Here is a 15,687-nt window from a genome sequence, read left to right as displayed (position 1 = left end):
CGCCGGTAGCGTTCTCCACATGTCCGACACCGCCATCGCCCGCTTCGACGCCGACGCAGCAGCCAGGGGGCTCGACGTCGAGGTCGTCGAACGCCCCGCGGCCGACTCGCTCGAGCAGGCCGCCGCACTGCTCGGGATCACCCCGGGCGACATCGTCAAGACCCTCGTCGTCAAGCGGCACGACGGCGGCTTCCTGCTCGCGCTCGTACCGGGAGGGCGGAGCATCGCGTGGAAGAAGCTCCGCGCGGTCGTCGGGGTCAACAAGCTCTCGATGCCCGACGCGGCCACCGCGCTCGAGGCCTCGGGCTACGAGCGCGGCACGATCACCCCGATCGGTGCGACGGGTGACCTGCCGGTCGTCGCCGACGAGCGCGTGCTCGGCCGACGGATCGCGCTCGGCGCGGGACGGCACGGCGCGAGCGCGTTCGTCGACGCGGACGCCCTGGTCGCCGCCTACGACGCGACGGTCGCGGACATCACCGACGAGGAACCCGTCCGGGGCTGACCCGGGCGCGGGTCCGTCAGTCCGGGACCTCGGTCCAGCTCCCCTCGGCGCCGGGCACGAAGCAGCTGTCGCCCTCGCAGACCGGCGCGCCGCCGGTCACGGGGAACGTCAGCAGTGCGGGTCCGGCGGACGGGTTCGACCCGGCCTGGAGGCCCGGTGCGGCCCCGCCGGTCGTCGTCACGTCGCTCACCGGGCCGCCGCCGCATCCGCTGCCGCGTCGTCCTCGGCGCGCTGCTGCTCGGCTGCGAGCTCCTCGGGTGTGGACGAGCGCAGCGCCACGACCTGGCGGAGCACCTGCTCGAAGGCCGCCGGGTCCTGGGCGCCGGAGACGCCGTACTTGCCGTCGATGACGAAGAACGGGACGCCGTTGATGCCGAACGCCTGTGCCTGGGCCTGGTCGGCACGGACGGCGGCGAGCTGCCCGTCGTCGCGCAGGGTCGTCAGGACCTCGTCGCGGTCCAGGCCGACCTCGGCGGCCAGGTCCGCGAGGGACTCGTCCTGCCCGACGTGCTCGCCCCGCTCGAAGTACGCGGTGAAGAGCCGCTCGACCATGTCGAGCTGCTTGCCGTGCTGCTTGGCGAGGTGGATGACCTGGTGCGCCTTCACCGTGTTGGTGTGGTGCATCGCGTCGAAGTCGTAGTCCAGGCCGACGCTCTGCGCGATGCCGGCGACGTGCTCGAGCATCTGCTGCGCTTGCTCGACGGGCATGCCCTTGTGGCCGGACAGGAACTCGGCCTCGGTCCCCTCGAAGTCGACCGGGGTGTCCGGGCTGAGCTCGAACGAGTGGTACTCGACCTCGACCGGCGCGGCGTCGGGACCGGCGCCGAACGCCGCGGCTCCCGCCTCGAACTTGCGCTTGCCGATGTAGCACCAGGGGCACGCGATGTCGGACCAGACATCGACCTTCACGGAGTCGTTCACGCTGACGACAACGCGGCCACTGCCCGGGTATTCCCGGGCCGTGGCCGCGTGTGTCTGTCTGTCCGTCGGTCGGGCGGTCGGTGCTACGCGCCGAGCAGCCGCTGCGCCAGGTAGCCCTGCAGCTGGTCGAGGGACACGCGCTCCTGCGCCATGGTGTCGCGCTCGCGGACCGTCACGGCCCGGTCGTCGAGCGTGTCGAAGTCGACCGTGATGCAGAACGGCGTACCGATCTCGTCATGGCGACGGTAGCGACGACCGATCGCACCGGCGTCGTCGAAGTCGACGTTCCAGTGCTTGCGGAGGTCGTCGGCGAGCCCACGGGCGACCGGCGAGAGCTGCTCGTTGCGCGACAGCGGCAGGACAGCGGCCTTGACCGGGGCGAGCCGCGGGTCCAGGCGCAGGACGGTTCGCTTGTCGACGCCACCCTTCGCGTTCGGGGCCTCGTCCTCGTGGTAGGCGTCGAGCAGGAACGCCATGAGCGCACGGGTGAGCCCGAACGACGGCTCGATGACGTACGGCACGTACTTCTCGTTGGCGGCCTGGTCGAAGAACCGGAGGTCCTTGCCCGAGGACTCGATGTGGTTGTTGAGGTCGAAGTCGGTGCGGTTCGCGACGCCCATGAGCTCGCCCCACTCGGACCCGGCGAAGCCGAAGCGGTACTCGATGTCGGCCGTGGCGTCGGAGTAGTGCGCGCGCTCCCCGTCCGGCACGTCGAACCGGCGGAGGTTCTCCGGGTCGATGCCGAGGTCGGTGAAGAACGCGACCGAGTCGGCGATCCACTGCTCGTAGTGCGTGTCGACGTCGGCCGGCGGCACGAAGTACTCGATCTCCATCTGCTCGAACTCGCGGGTCCGGAAGATGAAGTTGCCGGGCGTGATCTCGTTGCGGAACGCCTTGCCGACCTGGCCGATGCCGAACGGGGGCTTCATGCGGCTCGTCGTGACGACCTGCGCGAAGTCGACGAAGATGCCCTGCGCGGTCTCGGGGCGCAGGAAGTTCAGGCCTTCTTCGGACTCGACCGGGCCGAGGTACGTCTTGAGCATCCCGGAGAACTCACGGGGCTCGGTCCACTCGCCGCGGGTGCCGCAGTTCGGGCAGGCGATCTCCGCCATGCCACCCTCGGGGTCGCGGCCCTTCTTGGCGACGAAGGCCTCGACCAGGTGGTCCTCGCGGAAGCGGTGGTGGCAGTGCAGGCACTCGACGAGCGGGTCGGTGAAGGTCGCGACGTGGCCGGAGGCCTCCCACACCTTGCGCGGCAGGATGACGGCCGAGTCCAGGCCGACCATGTCGCCACGGCCGCGGACGAACCGCTGCCACCACTGGCGCTTGATGTTCTCCTTGAGTTCGACACCGAGGGGCCCGTAGTCCCACGCGGAGCGCGATCCGCCGTAGATCTCCCCCGACTGGAAGACGAAGCCGCGGCCCTTGGCCAGGGCGATGACGCTGTCGAGACGGGAGGACGGTGCCAAGAGGGACTCCTGTGGTCGCCGGACTGGGTGCCCGGGTCGGAACGGTACCCGGCAAGCGTACCGGCCCGTCGAGCGGGGGCGGACGGGCTACCGCACGCTGTGGACGAGCGGCCGCTCCACCGGTCGGAAGCTGCCGAGTCCCCCGAGCACCGCGACGACGCGGTCGACGTCCTCGGCGTCGTTCCACAGGTGGAAGGCGAGCCGCAGCCGCCCCGCCCGGCCGCTCGCGGTGACCCCGGCGTCCGCCAGTGCGCGGAGCGCCGTGCCGTCAGGGTCCGGGAACGTCGTGATCGCCTGCCCGGGTCGGGGCCTCCCGAGCGCGTCGGCGAGCCGGTCCGCGAGACCGGTGGCGTGCCTCCAGGCCGAGGCCGCGTCGACGGACGCGAGGTGCCGCAGGGCGGCGACCGCCCCGGGCCAGGCCTGCCAGGCCGGGGAGACGTCGAAGCGACGGGCGTCGTCGGCGAGCCGCATGTCGGGTCCGTAGCACGAGGACCACACGTCGGCGCCCGCGTACCAGCCCGCCTGCACGGGCCGGAGCTCCGCGAGCGCGCGGTCCGAGAACGTCGCGAACGCGACCCCGCGCGGCGCGCAGAGCCACTTGTAGGCGTGCGTCACGGTGACGTCGAAGGGTGCCGCGTCGACGGGGAGCACCCCGGCCGCCTGCGTGAGGTCGCACAGCGTCAGGGCGCCGACCGCCCGGGCCGCGGCGAGCACGGGCGCCGGGTCGGTCACCACGCCGGAGGCGGACTGCACGGCGGACCACGCGACGAGTCGGGTGCCCGGGCGCACGGCGTCGGCGAGGTCCGCGAGCGGGACGCTCCGCACCCGGACCCCGCGGTAGGCCTGGGCGAGGAACGGGAAGACCACCGAGCTGAAGTCCCCGTCGGGGACGACGACCTCGGCGCCGTCGGGCAGCGAGGCGGCGACGACGGCGACCATCGCCGACGTCTGCGAGCCGGTGGCGACCCGCGCCCGATCGACGCCGACGATCCCCGCGAACAGTTCACGGCCCTGTTCGACGAGTGCGCCGTAGCCGGTCGGGGTCGTCGCCGCCCGGGACCACGCGTCGAGGTCCGCGCGCTGGGCGGTGAGCGTGCCGAGCGTCGGCAGACCGGCGGTGCAGGCGGCGAGGTACCCGGTGCCGTCGACGAAGGAGTCCATGCGTCCAGCATCGACGGCGGGCGGCCATCACACCAGGGCAGCTTTCTTCGGCACCCCATAACATCGTGTTGTGGACGACCTCGACCCCCAGCTGCTCCGTGTGCTCCGTGCCGTCCGGGACGCCGGGTCGATCAGCCGCGCCGCGAACGTCCTCGGGTACAGCCAGCCGGCCGTCAGCCAGCTCCTGGCGCGGGCCGAGCGTCGGCTGGGCCACGAGCTCGTACTGCGCGGGGGAACCGGCGGGAGCGCCGGGCCCGGTGGCAGCGCCGGCACCGGCGTCGGCGGTCGCGGCGGGCCCGCGGGTCGTGGTGGGCGCGGCGCCACCCTCACCGAGGCCGGTGCGGTGCTCGCCGGCCACGCGCAGGCGGTCGAGTCCGCGCTGGCCGCCGCACGCGAGGACCTGGACGCCGTCGGCGGACTCGCACGCGGACGGGTGCGGTTCGCCGGGTTCCCGAGTGCCTCGTCCACCCTGGTGCCCGCCGTGCTCGCCACGCTCGCGGCGGACCACCCCGGGGTCGTGACCTCGTACGTGGAGGCCGAACCGCCCGAGGCCGTCGAGCTCGTCCGCCGCGGCGAGGTCGACGTCGCCCTGGTCTTCTCGCACGCCTTCGTCGAGCCCGCCGACGACACCACCACGGACCCGATGCTCCGCACCCGGGCGCTCGGACGCGACCCGCTCGCACTCGTGACGCCGGGCCCGGGCGGTGGCGACGGAGCACTGCCGGTCGACTGGTCCGGCGGGAGCGTCGCGGACCTCGCCGACCACCGCGAGGCGCGCTGGATCGGCGGCTGCCCGCGCTGCCGGGGACACCTGCTCGCCTCGTGCGCCGCCTCCGGGTTCACCCCGGAGATCGTGCTCGAGACCGACAACGCTGCGGCGGTCGTCGGGCTCGTCGCGGCCGGCCTCGGGGTGGCGCTCCTGCCCCGGCTCGCGCTCGTGTCGACCGTCATCCCGGCCGGCGTCGCCGTCACCCCCGCCGAGGACGACCTGGCCAGGCGGGTCGAGGTGGTCGTCGCGCGCGGGGCGGACCGGGTGCCGAGCGTCCGTGCCGCGCTCGACGCGGTCCGTGGGGCGGCGCACCTGCTCGACTGACGGGGCTGGCCCGTGTCGGACGGGAGGATCGTGGCGGCGCCCGCCATGCGCCTCCGGTCAGGCGGTGGGTGCGTCGACGGCGCCGCCGTACCGGCGGTCCCGGCTCGCGTACTCCTCGATCGCGCCCCAGAGGTCCGTCCTCCGGAAGTCCGGCCAGAGCCGGTCGAGGAACACCATCTCGGCGTAGGCCGACTGCCAGAGCATGAAGTTCGAGGTGCGCTGTTCCCCCGAGCTCCGGAGGAACAGGTCGACGTCCGGCAGCTCCGGCACGTACAGCCGCTTCGCCAGGGCCTTCTCGGTGACCTGGCTCGGCTTCATCCGCCCGGCGGCGACGTCCTCGGCCATGCTGCGGACGGCGTCGACGATCTCGTTCCGGCCGCCGTAGTTCACGCACATCGTCAGCGTGAGACGAGCGTTGTCGGCCGTCATGCGCTCGGCGGTCTGCAGCTCGTCGACCACGCTCCGCCAGAGCCGTGGGCGCCGTCCGGCCCACCGCACCCGGACGCCCCAGGCGTGGAGCTGGTCGCGTCGCCGGTGGATGACCTCGCGGTTGAAGCCCATCAGGAAGCGGACCTCGTCCGGGGAGCGCTTCCAGTTCTCGGTCGAGAACGCGTACGCCGAGACGTGCTTGACGCCGATCTGGATGGCGCCGGCGACGACGTCGAGGAGCGAGGCCTCGCCCGCCTTGTGCCCCTCGACCCGCGTCAGTCCGCGCTGGTTCGCCCACCGGCCGTTGCCGTCCATCACGATCGCGACGTGCTCGGGCACGAACTGCGCGGGGATCGCGGGCGGCTGCTCCCCCGTCCAGTCGACGGGCTTCATCGGCTCGGACGCTGCTGACCGGCGTGGGCTCATGCAGGGGCTCCTTCGGGATCGGACGGCACGGTGTCGGTCGGCACGGGGACCGTGGGTGCCGGTGTCGCGGAGACCGCGGCGGGGACCCCACCCGGCGTCGGTGCGACCGGTGCCGGGTGCTCGCTGCGGTCGACGTGCGGCAGGGACCGGAGCGATCGTTCCAGGTGCCACTGGGCGTACGCCGCCACCACGCCGGAAGCCCGGGAGCGCGTCCGTTCGTCCGCGACGTCCACGGTCGCCCAGTCGCCCGCGAGGAGGGCTCCGAGCAGGCCGAGCGTGTCGATGTCCAGGCGCGGGGTGCCGGGCGGCGCCGCCCGATCGGCCACGACGCCGCCGAGTTGCACGACGAAGGCGGTGTGCGGCCCGGGCTCCCCGGTCACCGCGCAGTCGCCGAACGAGGGCGCCCAACCCGCGATGCTCATCGCCCGGAGCAGGTAGGAGTCGAGCGTCGCGCTCGTGACGTGCTCGCGACGGGACAACGAGCGCAGGGCCCCGACGAGCAGCAGGTACTGCTGCAGCCCGGCGTCCGCCTCGCTCAGGCGGTCGGCGGTCTCGACCATCGCACTCGCGGCCGTGTACGCGCCGTAGTCCGCGACGATCTGGGCACCGTACGACCCGAGGCTCTCGGCCTGCGTGACGATGTCGAGCGTGCGGCCCTCGTAGAACTGCGCGTCGACGACCATGAACGGCTCGAGCCGAGACCCGAACTTCGACGCGGTGCGCCGGACGCCCTTCGCGACGGCCCGGATCTTGCCGTGCTGCCGGGAGAGCATCGTGACGATGCGGTCGGCTTCACCGAGCTTGTGGGTGCGCAACACGACGCACTCGTCCCGGTACAGCGGCATCGCACCAGTATCCCCCGCCCCGCCGACAGCGGGGTGCGGGGGGGGAGGCGACCGTTCCGCGCGTCGGAGACCGATCCGCGCGTCGGAGACCGATCCGCGCGTCGGAGACCGATCCGCGCGTCGGAGACCGCGAGTTCCGTCCTCCCATGCGCGATCCGTCCTCCCATCTCGGGCGCGATGGGACGGAACGCACCACGCGACGGCGGGCGCGACGGGTAGGGACGGGGCGGCACCACGGACGGGAGGCGCGGTGCGGGTCGGACCCGCACCGCGCCTCCCGTCAGGTGGTCGCGCTGAGCGCGCGGTCAGGCGGAGACCAGCTCCGACGCGCCGGACGCGGCCCCTGCGCGGACTGCGCGGTTCACCGCCGAGACGATCGCCTTGAGCGACGCCGTCGCGATGTCCGCGTCGATGCCGACGCCCCACAGGCGGACGCCGTCGACGTCGAGCTCGACGTACGAGGCGGCCTGCGCGTCACCCGAGGCGCTCATCGTGTGCTCCGAGTAGTCGTACAGCGTGACGGCGACGCCCTGGTCGCGCATCACCGACAGGAACGCGTCGATCGGCCCGGTCCCGACCGCCTGCGCCTCGACCGACCCCTCGTCGACGCGCATCGCGACCGAGAGCTTCGTCGTGCCGTCGAAGTCGCTCGACGTCGCCGTCTTCGTGATCTCGTAGCGACCCCACTTGTCCTCGTCCGTGGTCGCGGGCAGGTACTCGTCGCGGAACAGGTCCCAGATGCGCTCAGACGAGAACTCGCCGCCCTCGGAGTCGGTGCGCTGCTGCACGACACCGGAGAACTCGATCTGCAGCTTGCGGGGCAGGTCGATCGCGTGGTCGGTCTTGAGCAGGTACGCGACACCGCCCTTGCCGGACTGCGAGTTGACGCGGATGACCGCCTCGTACGAGCGGCCGATGTCCTTCGGGTCGACCGGCAGGTACGGCACCGCCCAGGCGATCTCGTCGACGGTCGTCCCAGCAGCCTCGGCCTTCGCCTGCATGGCGTCGAAGCCCTTCTTGATGGCGTCCTGGTGCGACCCGCTGAACGCGGTGTACACGAGGTCGCCCGCCCAGGGCTGGCGCTCGGGCACCGGTAGCTGGTTGCAGTACTCGACCGTCCGCTTCACCTGGTCGATGTCGCTGAAGTCGATCTCCGGGTCGATGCCCTGCGTGAACAGGTTCATGCCGAGGGCGACGAGGTCGACGTTGCCGGTGCGCTCCCCGTTGCCGAACAGGCAGCCCTCGATGCGGTCGGCGCCGGCCATGTAACCGAGCTCCGCTGCGGCGACGGCCGTCCCGCGGTCGTTGTGCGGGTGCAGCGAGAGGATGACGTCCTCACGGTGGTCGAGGTTCCGCGACATCCACTCGATCGAGTCGGCGTAGACGTTCGGCGTCGCCATCTCGACCGTGGCGGGCAGGTTGATGATGACCTTGCGATCAGGGGTCGGCTCGAAGACCTCGAGCACGGCGTTGCAGATCCGGACCGCCACCTCGAGCTCGGTGCCCGTGTAGGACTCCGGTGAGTACTCGTAGAACACCGTCGTGTCGTGCTGCAGCGCCGCCTCGGCCGCCTTGCACATCCGCGCGCCCTCGACCGCGATGTCCACGACGCCCTGCACGTCCGTCCGGAAGACGACCTCGCGCTGCACGATCGACGTCGAGTTGTACAGGTGCACGATCGCCTGCTTCGCACCGTCGATCGCCTCGTAGGTGCGGTTGATGAGGTGCTCGCGGGCCTGCGTCAGGACCTGGATCGTGACGTCGTCGGGGATGGCTCCGTCGTCGATGAGCGACCGGACGAAGTCGAAGTCGGTCTGCGAGGCGCTCGGGAACCCGACCTCGATCTCCTTGTAGCCCATCCGGACGAGCAGGTCGAACATCGCCCGCTTGCGCTCGGAGTCCATCGGGTCGATCAGGGCCTGGTTACCGTCCCGGAGGTCGACCGCGCACCACCGCGGCGCACGGTCGATGCGCTTCGTCGGCCAGGTGCGGTCGGGCAGCTCGACCGCGATCTGCTCGTGGAAGGGGACGTACTTGTGGATGGGCATCCCGGAGGGGCGCTGCGTGTTCTGCATCGGTTCGTCGCTTTCGTCGTCAGGTGTGTGTCAGGCCACGACGGACTCCGCGACGAGGTGGGCCGTTGTGTCAGGCCTCGTCGCGGCAGCGAAGGAGGAGGAGTGCCGGGTACATCACGGCCACCGTAGCACTGGTACACCAGCGCGGTGCAAGTGCGTGACGCTGCCGGCGCCCGGGCCTGGGTGCTGCAGTACTGGCCCGGGCGCTGCTGCCCGGGCGCTGCCGCCCGGGCACTGCTGCCCGCGCCAGGTGTCGTGCTCAGTCGACGGCGAGTGCCTCGGTCGGCGGGACCCGCATCGCGCGGCGGACCGGAGCGACGGTCGCGACCACCGCCAGGACGAGCGCCCCGACGACGACCACGGCGACGGTACCGAGCGGCAGGACGGGCGGCACGACGGTGCCGATCGAGCCGAGGAGCGTCTGTCCGCCGACCCAGCCGTAGCAGGTGCCGAGCACGAGTCCGGTCACGACCGCAGCGACGACCATCTGCACGGCCTCGGTCACGATCATCCGCCGGACCTGCGCCCCGGTGAGCCCGAGCACACGGAGCAGCCCGAGCTCACGGCGACGCTGGAGCACGCCGAGGGCGAGGGCGTTCACGACCCCGACCGCGGCGATCACGGCGGAGAACCCGACGATCGCGCCCACGACGGTGTTGAGCTGCACGAAGAAGTCGCGCTGCGCCTGCAGGACCTCGGGCGTCATCGTGCCGTCGTCCATCGCGGAGAGCTGCTGCTCGAGCACGTGCTGCATGATGCCGAGCGCGACCGCGAACGTCACGAGGAGCGTCACGCCGATGACGAGTCCGATCGTGGCACGCGAGGCCCGCCCGGGCGCCCGCATCGCGTTCCGACCGGCGAGGAGCACCACGGGGTCGCGGGAGCCGATCCGTCCGATCAGCTGCAGGACCGGCGGCATCACGATGGTCGCTCCGACGGCGACGCCCGCGAAGGACACGAAGCCGCCGAGGGCGGCCGGCAGGACCGCGAACGGCGAGCTCACGCTGACGCCCAGCCCGAGCAGCATCAGCAGCGAGCCCGCGGCCATGAGCAGGATCGCCCACACCTTCCGCGCAGTGCCGGACCGGACGTCCTCGTGCGCGGGTTCGACACTTGACGACAGCGCCTGGAGCGGGGTCACCGTCAGGACGCGCCGCGACCCGGCGGCGAAGGCACCCCAGGTCGCGAGGACGACGGCGACGAGCGGCAGGACGAGCTCCCACGGGACGAGGGTGTACGCCGTCTCCGGCAGGAAGCCGTTCCCGCGCAGCACCGCGACGAACACGGCCGACAGCCCGGTTCCCACGACGACACCGATCGCACCGCCGAGCGCGCCGACGAGCAGCCCGGTCCGGGTGATGCGGGCGCGGAGCGTGGCGCCCGTGGCACCGACGAGCCGCTGCAGCGCGATGATGCGCGTCTGGCCGGCGATGAGGGTGGCGCAGGTGTTGGCCGTGACGATCGCCCCGACGTAGAGGGCGATGCCGAGGAAGAGCCAGCCGATCACCGCGAGGATCGCCTTGACCGGACCGAGGTCGCTCAACCCCGCCGCGGCCATCGCCTGGGTCACGACGCCCGGTGCGATCACGAGCGCCGAGCCGAAGGTGGTGCCGAGCGCCGCGACGAGCACGGTGGGCGCGAAGGCACGGAGGCCGGTCATGCTGCCGCCTCCATCCCGAGCATCGTGGCGGAGATGTCCGACGCGGTCATCGCCGGACGGTCGTCCACGATGCGGCCGTCGGCGAGGAACAGGATGCGGTCGGCGTTCGCCGCCGCGACGGGGTCGTGCGTGACCATGACGACGCTCTGCCCCCACTCCTGCACGGCGCCACGGAGGATCCCGAGCACGTCGCGCCCGGTCCGCGAGTCGAGGGCTCCGGTCGGCTCGTCGGCGACGACGACGGCCGGACGCGAGGCCAGCGCCCGCGCGATCGCGACGCGCTGCTGCTGTCCGCCGGAGAGCTGGTGGGGACGGTGGCCCAGGCGGTTCCCGAGGCCGAGCATCTCGACCAGCCGGTCGATCCACGCCGACTCGTCCCGCGTGGGCTTCTGCCCACCGAGCAGGAACGGCAGGCTGATGTTCTCGGCGACGTCCAGGGTGGGCACGAGGTTGAACGACTGGAACACGAAGCCGAGACGGCGCCGACGCAGCTCGGTGAGCTCGCGGTCCGCCAGCCCGGTGATCTCGACCCCGTCGATGCTGATCCGCCCCGACGACACCGCGTCGAGTCCGGCGGCGACGTGCATCAGTGTCGACTTGCCGGAGCCGGACGGACCCATCACGGCGGTGAACTCCCCCGCACCGATGTCGACGCTGACGTCATCGAGGGCGGTGACCCGGCGCGCGGCGTCGCCGTAGTGCTTGGAGACGTGGTCGAGTCGGATGATCGGCGTCTGGTTGGTGGTCATGGCACCACCCTCCCGGTCGGGGGCCACGCCCCGCGTCGGTCCGTCGTCTCCTGTGGATCGTCCGCTCGGCTCGGTTCCCTGTGGAGGGGTCATCCTGTCGGATGACGGTCGGTCACTCCGCCTTCGGCACGAGCCCGTGCTCGTGCGCGAACACCACGAGCCGCACGCGGTCCCGGAGGTCGAGCTTCGTCAGCACCCGCGAGATGTGCGTCTTCACGGTCGCCTCGCTGACGTACTCGTGCTGGGCGATCTCGCTGTTGCTGAACCCACGGGCCGCGAGGTCGAAGATCTCGCGCTCGCGCGGGGTCAGCTCGGCGAACGACGGCGGGACCGGCGCGGACTGTCCGGCGGTGTCGTCGTACCGGCGCAGGAGCTCGCGGGTGGCCGACGCGGCGAACACCGCGGTGCCGGCGTGCACCGTGCGGACGGCGGCGAGCAGGAACTCGGGGTCGGCGTCCTTCAGGACGAAGCCGCTGGCCCCCGCGCGGATCGCCTTCGCCGCGGCCTCGTCGAAGTCGAACGTGGTCAGGACGAGGACCTTCGCGGCGTCCGGACCACTCTGCTCGACGATGCGGGACGTCGCGGTGATGCCGTCCATCACGGGCATCCGGACGTCCATGAGCACGACGTCCGCCCGGGTCCGGCGGACGAGCTCGACACCCGCTGCTCCGTCGCCCGCCTCGCCGACGAAGAGGAGGTCCGGCTGCGAGTCGACGAGCATCCGGATGCCCGTGCGGAAGAGCGCCTGGTCGTCGACGAGCGCGACACGGATCTGGGGGGCGGTGGCCGCGGTGGTGGTCATCGGGTGGTGCGCTCCTGCTGGGTCGAGGTGATCCGGTCGCGGGGCATCTGCCCGCTGGCCGGGACGGCGGGCATCCGGACGGCCACCGTGAAGTCGTCGCCGCGGGGTCCTGCGGTCATCGTGCCGCCGGTCATCGTCGCCCGTTCGCGCATCCCGACGAGCCCGTGCCCGGTGCCCGGGCCGCGGGTGCCGTCGTCGGCGCGCCGGTTCACCACGGTGATCTCGACGGTGTCCGGACGGTACGTCAGCGACGCGTGCACGGGGGCTCCGGGCTGGCCGTGCTTCCACGCGTTCGTCAGGCTCTCCTGGACGATGCGGTAGACCGCGAGCTGCGTGGTGGTGGGGAGCCGTCCGGGGTCGCCCTCGCGGTCGACGCGGACGTCCAGCCCGACGTCGCGCATCTCGCCGACGAGCTTCTCGATGTCGTCGACCTCCGGCGTCGGGGCGGTCCCCTGCTCGTGCCGGAGTGCCCCGAGGAGCTCACGGACGTCGCCGAGGGCTCCGCGCGCCGTGCTCGAGATGGTGCCGAGGGCCTGGTCCGCGATCGCGGGGTCGGCCTTGAGCGCGTACCGCGCCCCGTCCGCCTGGGCGATCACCACCGCGAGCGAGTGCGCCACGATGTCGTGCATGTCCCGGGCGATCCGGACCCGCTCCTGCTCGACGGCGACGGCGCGGTCGGCCCGGGCTGCGTCCCGCTCGGCGACGAGCTGCGCTTCGCGGCTCATGCTGGCGGACCGGCGCGTCCGGACCACGAGGCCGGCGAGCCACGGCAGCAGGAGGAGCAGGAGCGTGACGGCGAAGAACGAGATCGTCACCTGCAGGGACTCCTGCAGCGGCGTCGTCGCAGTGGCCTCTCCGACCCGCACCCCGTAGTCCGTGACCCCCTCGTAGAGCGCGGCCGTGACCGACCCGCCGATCGCGGACGCCAGCCCGAGGCCCCGGACCCGCGGGCTGCCGTACGCGCTCGTCGTGTACATGATCGGCGCGATGAACAGGTTCGCGATGCTCGGCGTCTGGCCCGTGACCATCTGGAACGCCGCGAAGACCCATGCGATACCGAGGGCGAGCCCCGGGGAGAGTCGGCGGAACGCCAGCGCGGCGGTCAGTCCGACCACCGTCAGCCAGCTGACCGGGCCGTCCACCCCGCGCGTCGACACCACGAGCACGAGCAGCCCGAGCACCGACGCCGTGACGACGTCGGTGACGATCTGCGAGCGCAGCATGGGACGGAACACCACCCCACGGTACGTCCGGCCGGCCACGAGCGCGTCCGTCCGGCGGATGACGCGGGTCAGAACCCCAGGCGCCCGAGCTGCTTCGGGTCGCGCTGCCACTCCTTCGCGACCTTCACCCGGATGTTCAGGTACACGTGCCGGCCGCCCAGCAGGGACTCGATCTCGGCCCGGGCACGCGACCCGACGTCCTTGAGCCGCTCGCCGCCCCGGCCGATCACGATCGCCTTCTGGCTGTCCCGCTCGACGAACAGGTTCGCGAAGATGCGCAGCGGCCCGTCGGGGTCGTCCTCGTCGTCGGGTTCGACGACGTCCTCGACCACGACGGCCAGCGAGTGCGGGAGCTCGTCGCGGACGCCCTCGAGCGCGGCTTCCCTGATGAGCTCGGCGATGCGGTCCTCGTCGGTCTCCTCGGTGACGGTCGCGTCGTCGTAGAGCTGCGGCGACTCGGGCAGCAGCGAGGTGATCTCCCCGAGGAGCGCCTCGAGCTGCAGGCCCTTCGTGCCCGAGGTCGGGACGATGGCGTCCCAGTCGCGCAGCTTCGAGACCGCCAGGAGCTGCTCCCCCACGGTGTCCTTCGCGGTGCGGTCGATCTTCGTCACGATCGCGATCTTCTTCGCGCGCGGGTACTGGTCGAGCGACTCGTTGATCCAGCGGTCGCCGGGGCCGATCGGTTCGTTCGCCGGCACGCAGAACCCGATCACGTCGACGTCGCTGAGCGTGGACTGCACGAGGTCGTTCAGTCGCTCGCCGAGGAGCGTCCGCGGCCGGTGCACGCCCGGGGTGTCGACGATGATGACCTGGCCGTCGGGTCGGTGCACGATGCCGCGGATCGCGCGCCGCGTGGTCTGCGGCTTCGACGACGTGATCGCCACCTTCTCGCCGACGAGCGCGTTGGTGAGCGTCGACTTGCCGACGTTCGGGCGGCCGACGAACGACACGAAGCCGGCGCGGTAGGGGCGCTCGGGCGTCGTCGGTCCGGTCTCGGTGTCGGTCATGCGTTCGTGGTTCCCGTCGTGGTCGGTGTCGTGTCGTCGAGGGCGTCCTCGGCGTCCTGCAGCGCGGCGGTCCGCTCTGCGAGGACGGTGACCAGGTGGCGGCGCTTGCCCTCCACCCGGTCGGCGGTGAGCAGCAGACCGGACACGCTGACCTGCTCGCCGCTCACCGGCAGTCGGCCGAGTTCCTTGGTGAGGAGTCCGCCGGCGGTGTCGACGTCGTCGTCCTCGAGCTCGATGCCGAACAGGTCGCCGAGCTCGTCGATCGGCAGCCGGGCCGCGATGCGCCAGACGCCGGGCTCGACCTCGGTGCGGTCGACGACGGTGCGGTCGTACTCGTCGGAGATGTCCCCGACGAGCTCCTCGATGAGGTCCTCCATCGTGACGAGCCCGGCGACCCCGCCGTACTCGTCGACGACCAGGACCAGGTGGTTCTTCGCGAGCTGCATGTGCCGGAGCGTGTCGTCGGCGTGCTTCGACTCCGGCACGAACTCGGCCGGACGCAGCAGCGTCGTCACGGGTTCCTGCCCGGCGCCCTGCCGCTCGTACAGCGCGCGGGACACGTCGCGCAGGTACAGGACCCCGAGGACGTCGTCGCTGTCCTTGCCGGTCACGGGCATGCGCGACACCCCGGCGACGAGGAACTGCTCCATCCCGGCCGCGAGGGTGTCGTCCCCGTCGACGGTCAGCATGTCGGTGCGCGGCACCATGACCTCGCGCACGAGGGTGTCGCTGAACTCGAACACCGAGTGGATGAGCTCCCGGTCGTCCTGCTCGAGCACGTTGCTCTCGGTCGCCTCGTCGACGAGCGACAGCAGCTGCTCCTCGCTCGACACTGTCGACGCGCTGCGACCGCGTCCGGGCGTGACCCGGTCACCGATCGCCACGAGCAACCCGGCGAGCGGACCGAGCACGATCCGGACACCGCGGACGAGCCCGCCGGTCGCGGCGATGAAGCGCTCCGCGTGCGCCCGCCCGACGCTGCGCGGACTGGACCCGACGAGCACGAACGAGACAGCGGTCATGATCGCCGCGGACACGATGAGCGCCACCCACCAGGTGTCGAACACCGTGACGAGTGCGATGGTCACGAGCACCGCGGCGGCGGTCTCGGCCAGGACGCGGACGAAGTTCAGGGCGTTGACGTGCGCGCCGACGTCGTCCGCGATCGCCTCGATCGCCCGACGGCGGCTGCTGTCCTTCGCGATCTCGTCGAGGTCGGCGCGGGACAGCACCGTGAGCGCTGCGTCGGACGCGGCCAGCAGACCACCGACGACGACGAGCACGAACGCCACCGCGAGCAGGACGGCGACGAGCACCATCAG

15 protein-coding genes are annotated in these 15,687 nt (G+C 72.1%); 2 read left to right on the top strand and 13 right to left on the bottom strand.

All coding sequences use genetic code 11. The features are described from left to right. Window positions 1-19: 19 nt before the first annotated feature. Entirely contained in the window at window positions 20-505 is a 486-nt protein-coding gene (locus tag LQK89_RS06910; RefSeq protein WP_231050565.1) for an aminoacyl-tRNA deacylase, read from the top strand. A gap of 16 nt (window positions 506-521) precedes the next feature. On the opposite strand, the gene LQK89_RS06905 is transcribed toward LQK89_RS06910, so the two are convergent. From LQK89_RS06905 to LQK89_RS06890, 4 genes are all read right to left on the bottom strand, one after another. Continuing rightward, window positions 522-686, bottom strand: a complete 165-nt coding sequence (locus LQK89_RS06905) for a hypothetical protein (RefSeq protein ID WP_167510044.1) — start codon at window positions 684-686, stop codon at window positions 522-524. 5 nt (window positions 687-691) lie between these two features. Beyond that, window positions 692-1,426 (bottom strand): DsbA family oxidoreductase, encoded by a 735-nt coding sequence (locus LQK89_RS06900; protein WP_174778347.1) that lies wholly within the window; start codon window positions 1,424-1,426, stop codon window positions 692-694. A gap of 83 nt (window positions 1,427-1,509) precedes the next feature. Then, window positions 1,510-2,895 carry a glycine--tRNA ligase gene (locus LQK89_RS06895; protein ID WP_058742435.1) on the bottom strand — a complete coding sequence of 462 codons (1,386 nt, stop codon included), beginning with the start codon at window positions 2,893-2,895 and terminating at the stop codon, window positions 1,510-1,512. An 87-nt stretch (window positions 2,896-2,982) separates the two neighbouring features. Further along, window positions 2,983-4,056, bottom strand: a complete 1,074-nt coding sequence (locus LQK89_RS06890) for an aminotransferase class V-fold PLP-dependent enzyme (protein WP_231050564.1) — start codon at window positions 4,054-4,056, stop codon at window positions 2,983-2,985. A 70-nt stretch (window positions 4,057-4,126) separates the two neighbouring features. On the opposite strand from LQK89_RS06890, the gene LQK89_RS06885 reads away from it, so the two are divergent. After that, complete coding sequence (locus LQK89_RS06885) at window positions 4,127-5,149, top strand: LysR family transcriptional regulator (RefSeq protein WP_174778346.1); 1,023 nt, start codon at window positions 4,127-4,129, stop codon at window positions 5,147-5,149. Between the two features lie 57 nt (window positions 5,150-5,206). Here the strand turns inward: LQK89_RS06885 and LQK89_RS06880 are convergent, their stop codons facing one another. From LQK89_RS06880 to LQK89_RS06840, 9 genes are all read right to left on the bottom strand, one after another. Further along, the gene (locus LQK89_RS06880; RefSeq protein WP_231050563.1) at window positions 5,207-6,004 is read right to left on the bottom strand and encodes an isoprenyl transferase; all 798 of its coding nucleotides are present in this window, start codon (window positions 6,002-6,004) and stop codon (window positions 5,207-5,209) included. Then, complete coding sequence (gene recO, locus LQK89_RS06875; RefSeq protein ID WP_141861209.1) at window positions 6,001-6,849, bottom strand: DNA repair protein RecO; 849 nt, start codon at window positions 6,847-6,849, stop codon at window positions 6,001-6,003. Before recO ends, LQK89_RS06880 begins: the two co-directional genes overlap by 4 nt. Window positions 6,850-7,154: 305 nt before the next feature. Beyond that, complete coding sequence (leuA, locus tag LQK89_RS06870) at window positions 7,155-8,924, bottom strand: 2-isopropylmalate synthase (protein WP_231050562.1); 1,770 nt, start codon at window positions 8,922-8,924, stop codon at window positions 7,155-7,157. A gap of 259 nt (window positions 8,925-9,183) precedes the next feature. Beyond that, window positions 9,184-10,584: an ABC transporter permease gene (locus LQK89_RS06865; protein WP_231050561.1), complete on the bottom strand. Its 1,401-nt coding sequence runs from the start codon at window positions 10,582-10,584 to the stop codon at window positions 9,184-9,186. Next, entirely contained in the window at window positions 10,581-11,333 is a 753-nt protein-coding gene (locus LQK89_RS06860) for an ABC transporter ATP-binding protein (RefSeq protein WP_231050560.1), read from the bottom strand. The genes LQK89_RS06865 and LQK89_RS06860 overlap by 4 nt, the downstream gene beginning before the upstream one ends. A 112-nt stretch (window positions 11,334-11,445) precedes the next feature. After that, the gene (locus LQK89_RS06855; RefSeq protein WP_141861201.1) at window positions 11,446-12,135 is read right to left on the bottom strand and encodes a response regulator; all 690 of its coding nucleotides are present in this window, start codon (window positions 12,133-12,135) and stop codon (window positions 11,446-11,448) included. Then, window positions 12,132-13,370 (bottom strand): sensor histidine kinase, encoded by a 1,239-nt coding sequence (locus LQK89_RS06850; RefSeq protein ID WP_141861199.1) that lies wholly within the window; start codon window positions 13,368-13,370, stop codon window positions 12,132-12,134. The genes LQK89_RS06855 and LQK89_RS06850 overlap by 4 nt, the downstream gene beginning before the upstream one ends. Before the next feature lie 56 nt (window positions 13,371-13,426). Then, the gene (gene era, locus LQK89_RS06845) at window positions 13,427-14,365 is read right to left on the bottom strand and encodes a GTPase Era (protein WP_231050559.1); all 939 of its coding nucleotides are present in this window, start codon (window positions 14,363-14,365) and stop codon (window positions 13,427-13,429) included. Beyond that, window positions 14,362-15,684: a hemolysin family protein gene (locus LQK89_RS06840; protein WP_114850972.1), complete on the bottom strand. Its 1,323-nt coding sequence runs from the start codon at window positions 15,682-15,684 to the stop codon at window positions 14,362-14,364. Before LQK89_RS06840 ends, era begins: the two co-directional genes overlap by 4 nt. Window positions 15,685-15,687: the final 3 nt, after the last annotated feature.

Source organism: Curtobacterium sp. C1 (genome assembly GCF_021049325.1).
Taxonomy (GTDB): Bacteria; Actinomycetota; Actinomycetes; order Actinomycetales; family Microbacteriaceae; genus Curtobacterium; species Curtobacterium citreum.
Note: the sequence above shows the minus strand (reverse complement) of the source record. Positions and strands in the feature narration are given on the sequence as shown.

What these genes read in the sequence shown, in the direction of transcription:
- LQK89_RS06860 (WP_231050560.1), bottom strand. Translation starts at nt 11,333, where the DNA reads ATGACCACCAACCAGACGCCGATCATCCGACTCGACCACGTCTCCAAG.
- LQK89_RS06910 (WP_231050565.1), top strand. Translation starts at nt 20, where the DNA reads ATGTCCGACACCGCCATCGCCCGCTTCGACGCCGACGCAGCAGCCAGG.
- recO (WP_141861209.1), bottom strand. Translation starts at nt 6,849, where the DNA reads ATGCCGCTGTACCGGGACGAGTGCGTCGTGTTGCGCACCCACAAGCTC.
- LQK89_RS06855 (WP_141861201.1), bottom strand. Translation starts at nt 12,135, where the DNA reads ATGACCACCACCGCGGCCACCGCCCCCCAGATCCGTGTCGCGCTCGTC.
- LQK89_RS06880 (WP_231050563.1), bottom strand. Translation starts at nt 6,004, where the DNA reads ATGAGCCCACGCCGGTCAGCAGCGTCCGAGCCGATGAAGCCCGTCGAC.
- leuA (WP_231050562.1), bottom strand. Translation starts at nt 8,924, where the DNA reads ATGCAGAACACGCAGCGCCCCTCCGGGATGCCCATCCACAAGTACGTC.
- LQK89_RS06865 (WP_231050561.1), bottom strand. Translation starts at nt 10,584, where the DNA reads ATGACCGGCCTCCGTGCCTTCGCGCCCACCGTGCTCGTCGCGGCGCTC.
- LQK89_RS06840 (WP_114850972.1), bottom strand. Translation starts at nt 15,684, where the DNA reads ATGGTGCTCGTCGCCGTCCTGCTCGCGGTGGCGTTCGTGCTCGTCGTC.
- era (WP_231050559.1), bottom strand. Translation starts at nt 14,365, where the DNA reads ATGACCGACACCGAGACCGGACCGACGACGCCCGAGCGCCCCTACCGC.
- LQK89_RS06890 (WP_231050564.1), bottom strand. Translation starts at nt 4,056, where the DNA reads ATGGACTCCTTCGTCGACGGCACCGGGTACCTCGCCGCCTGCACCGCC.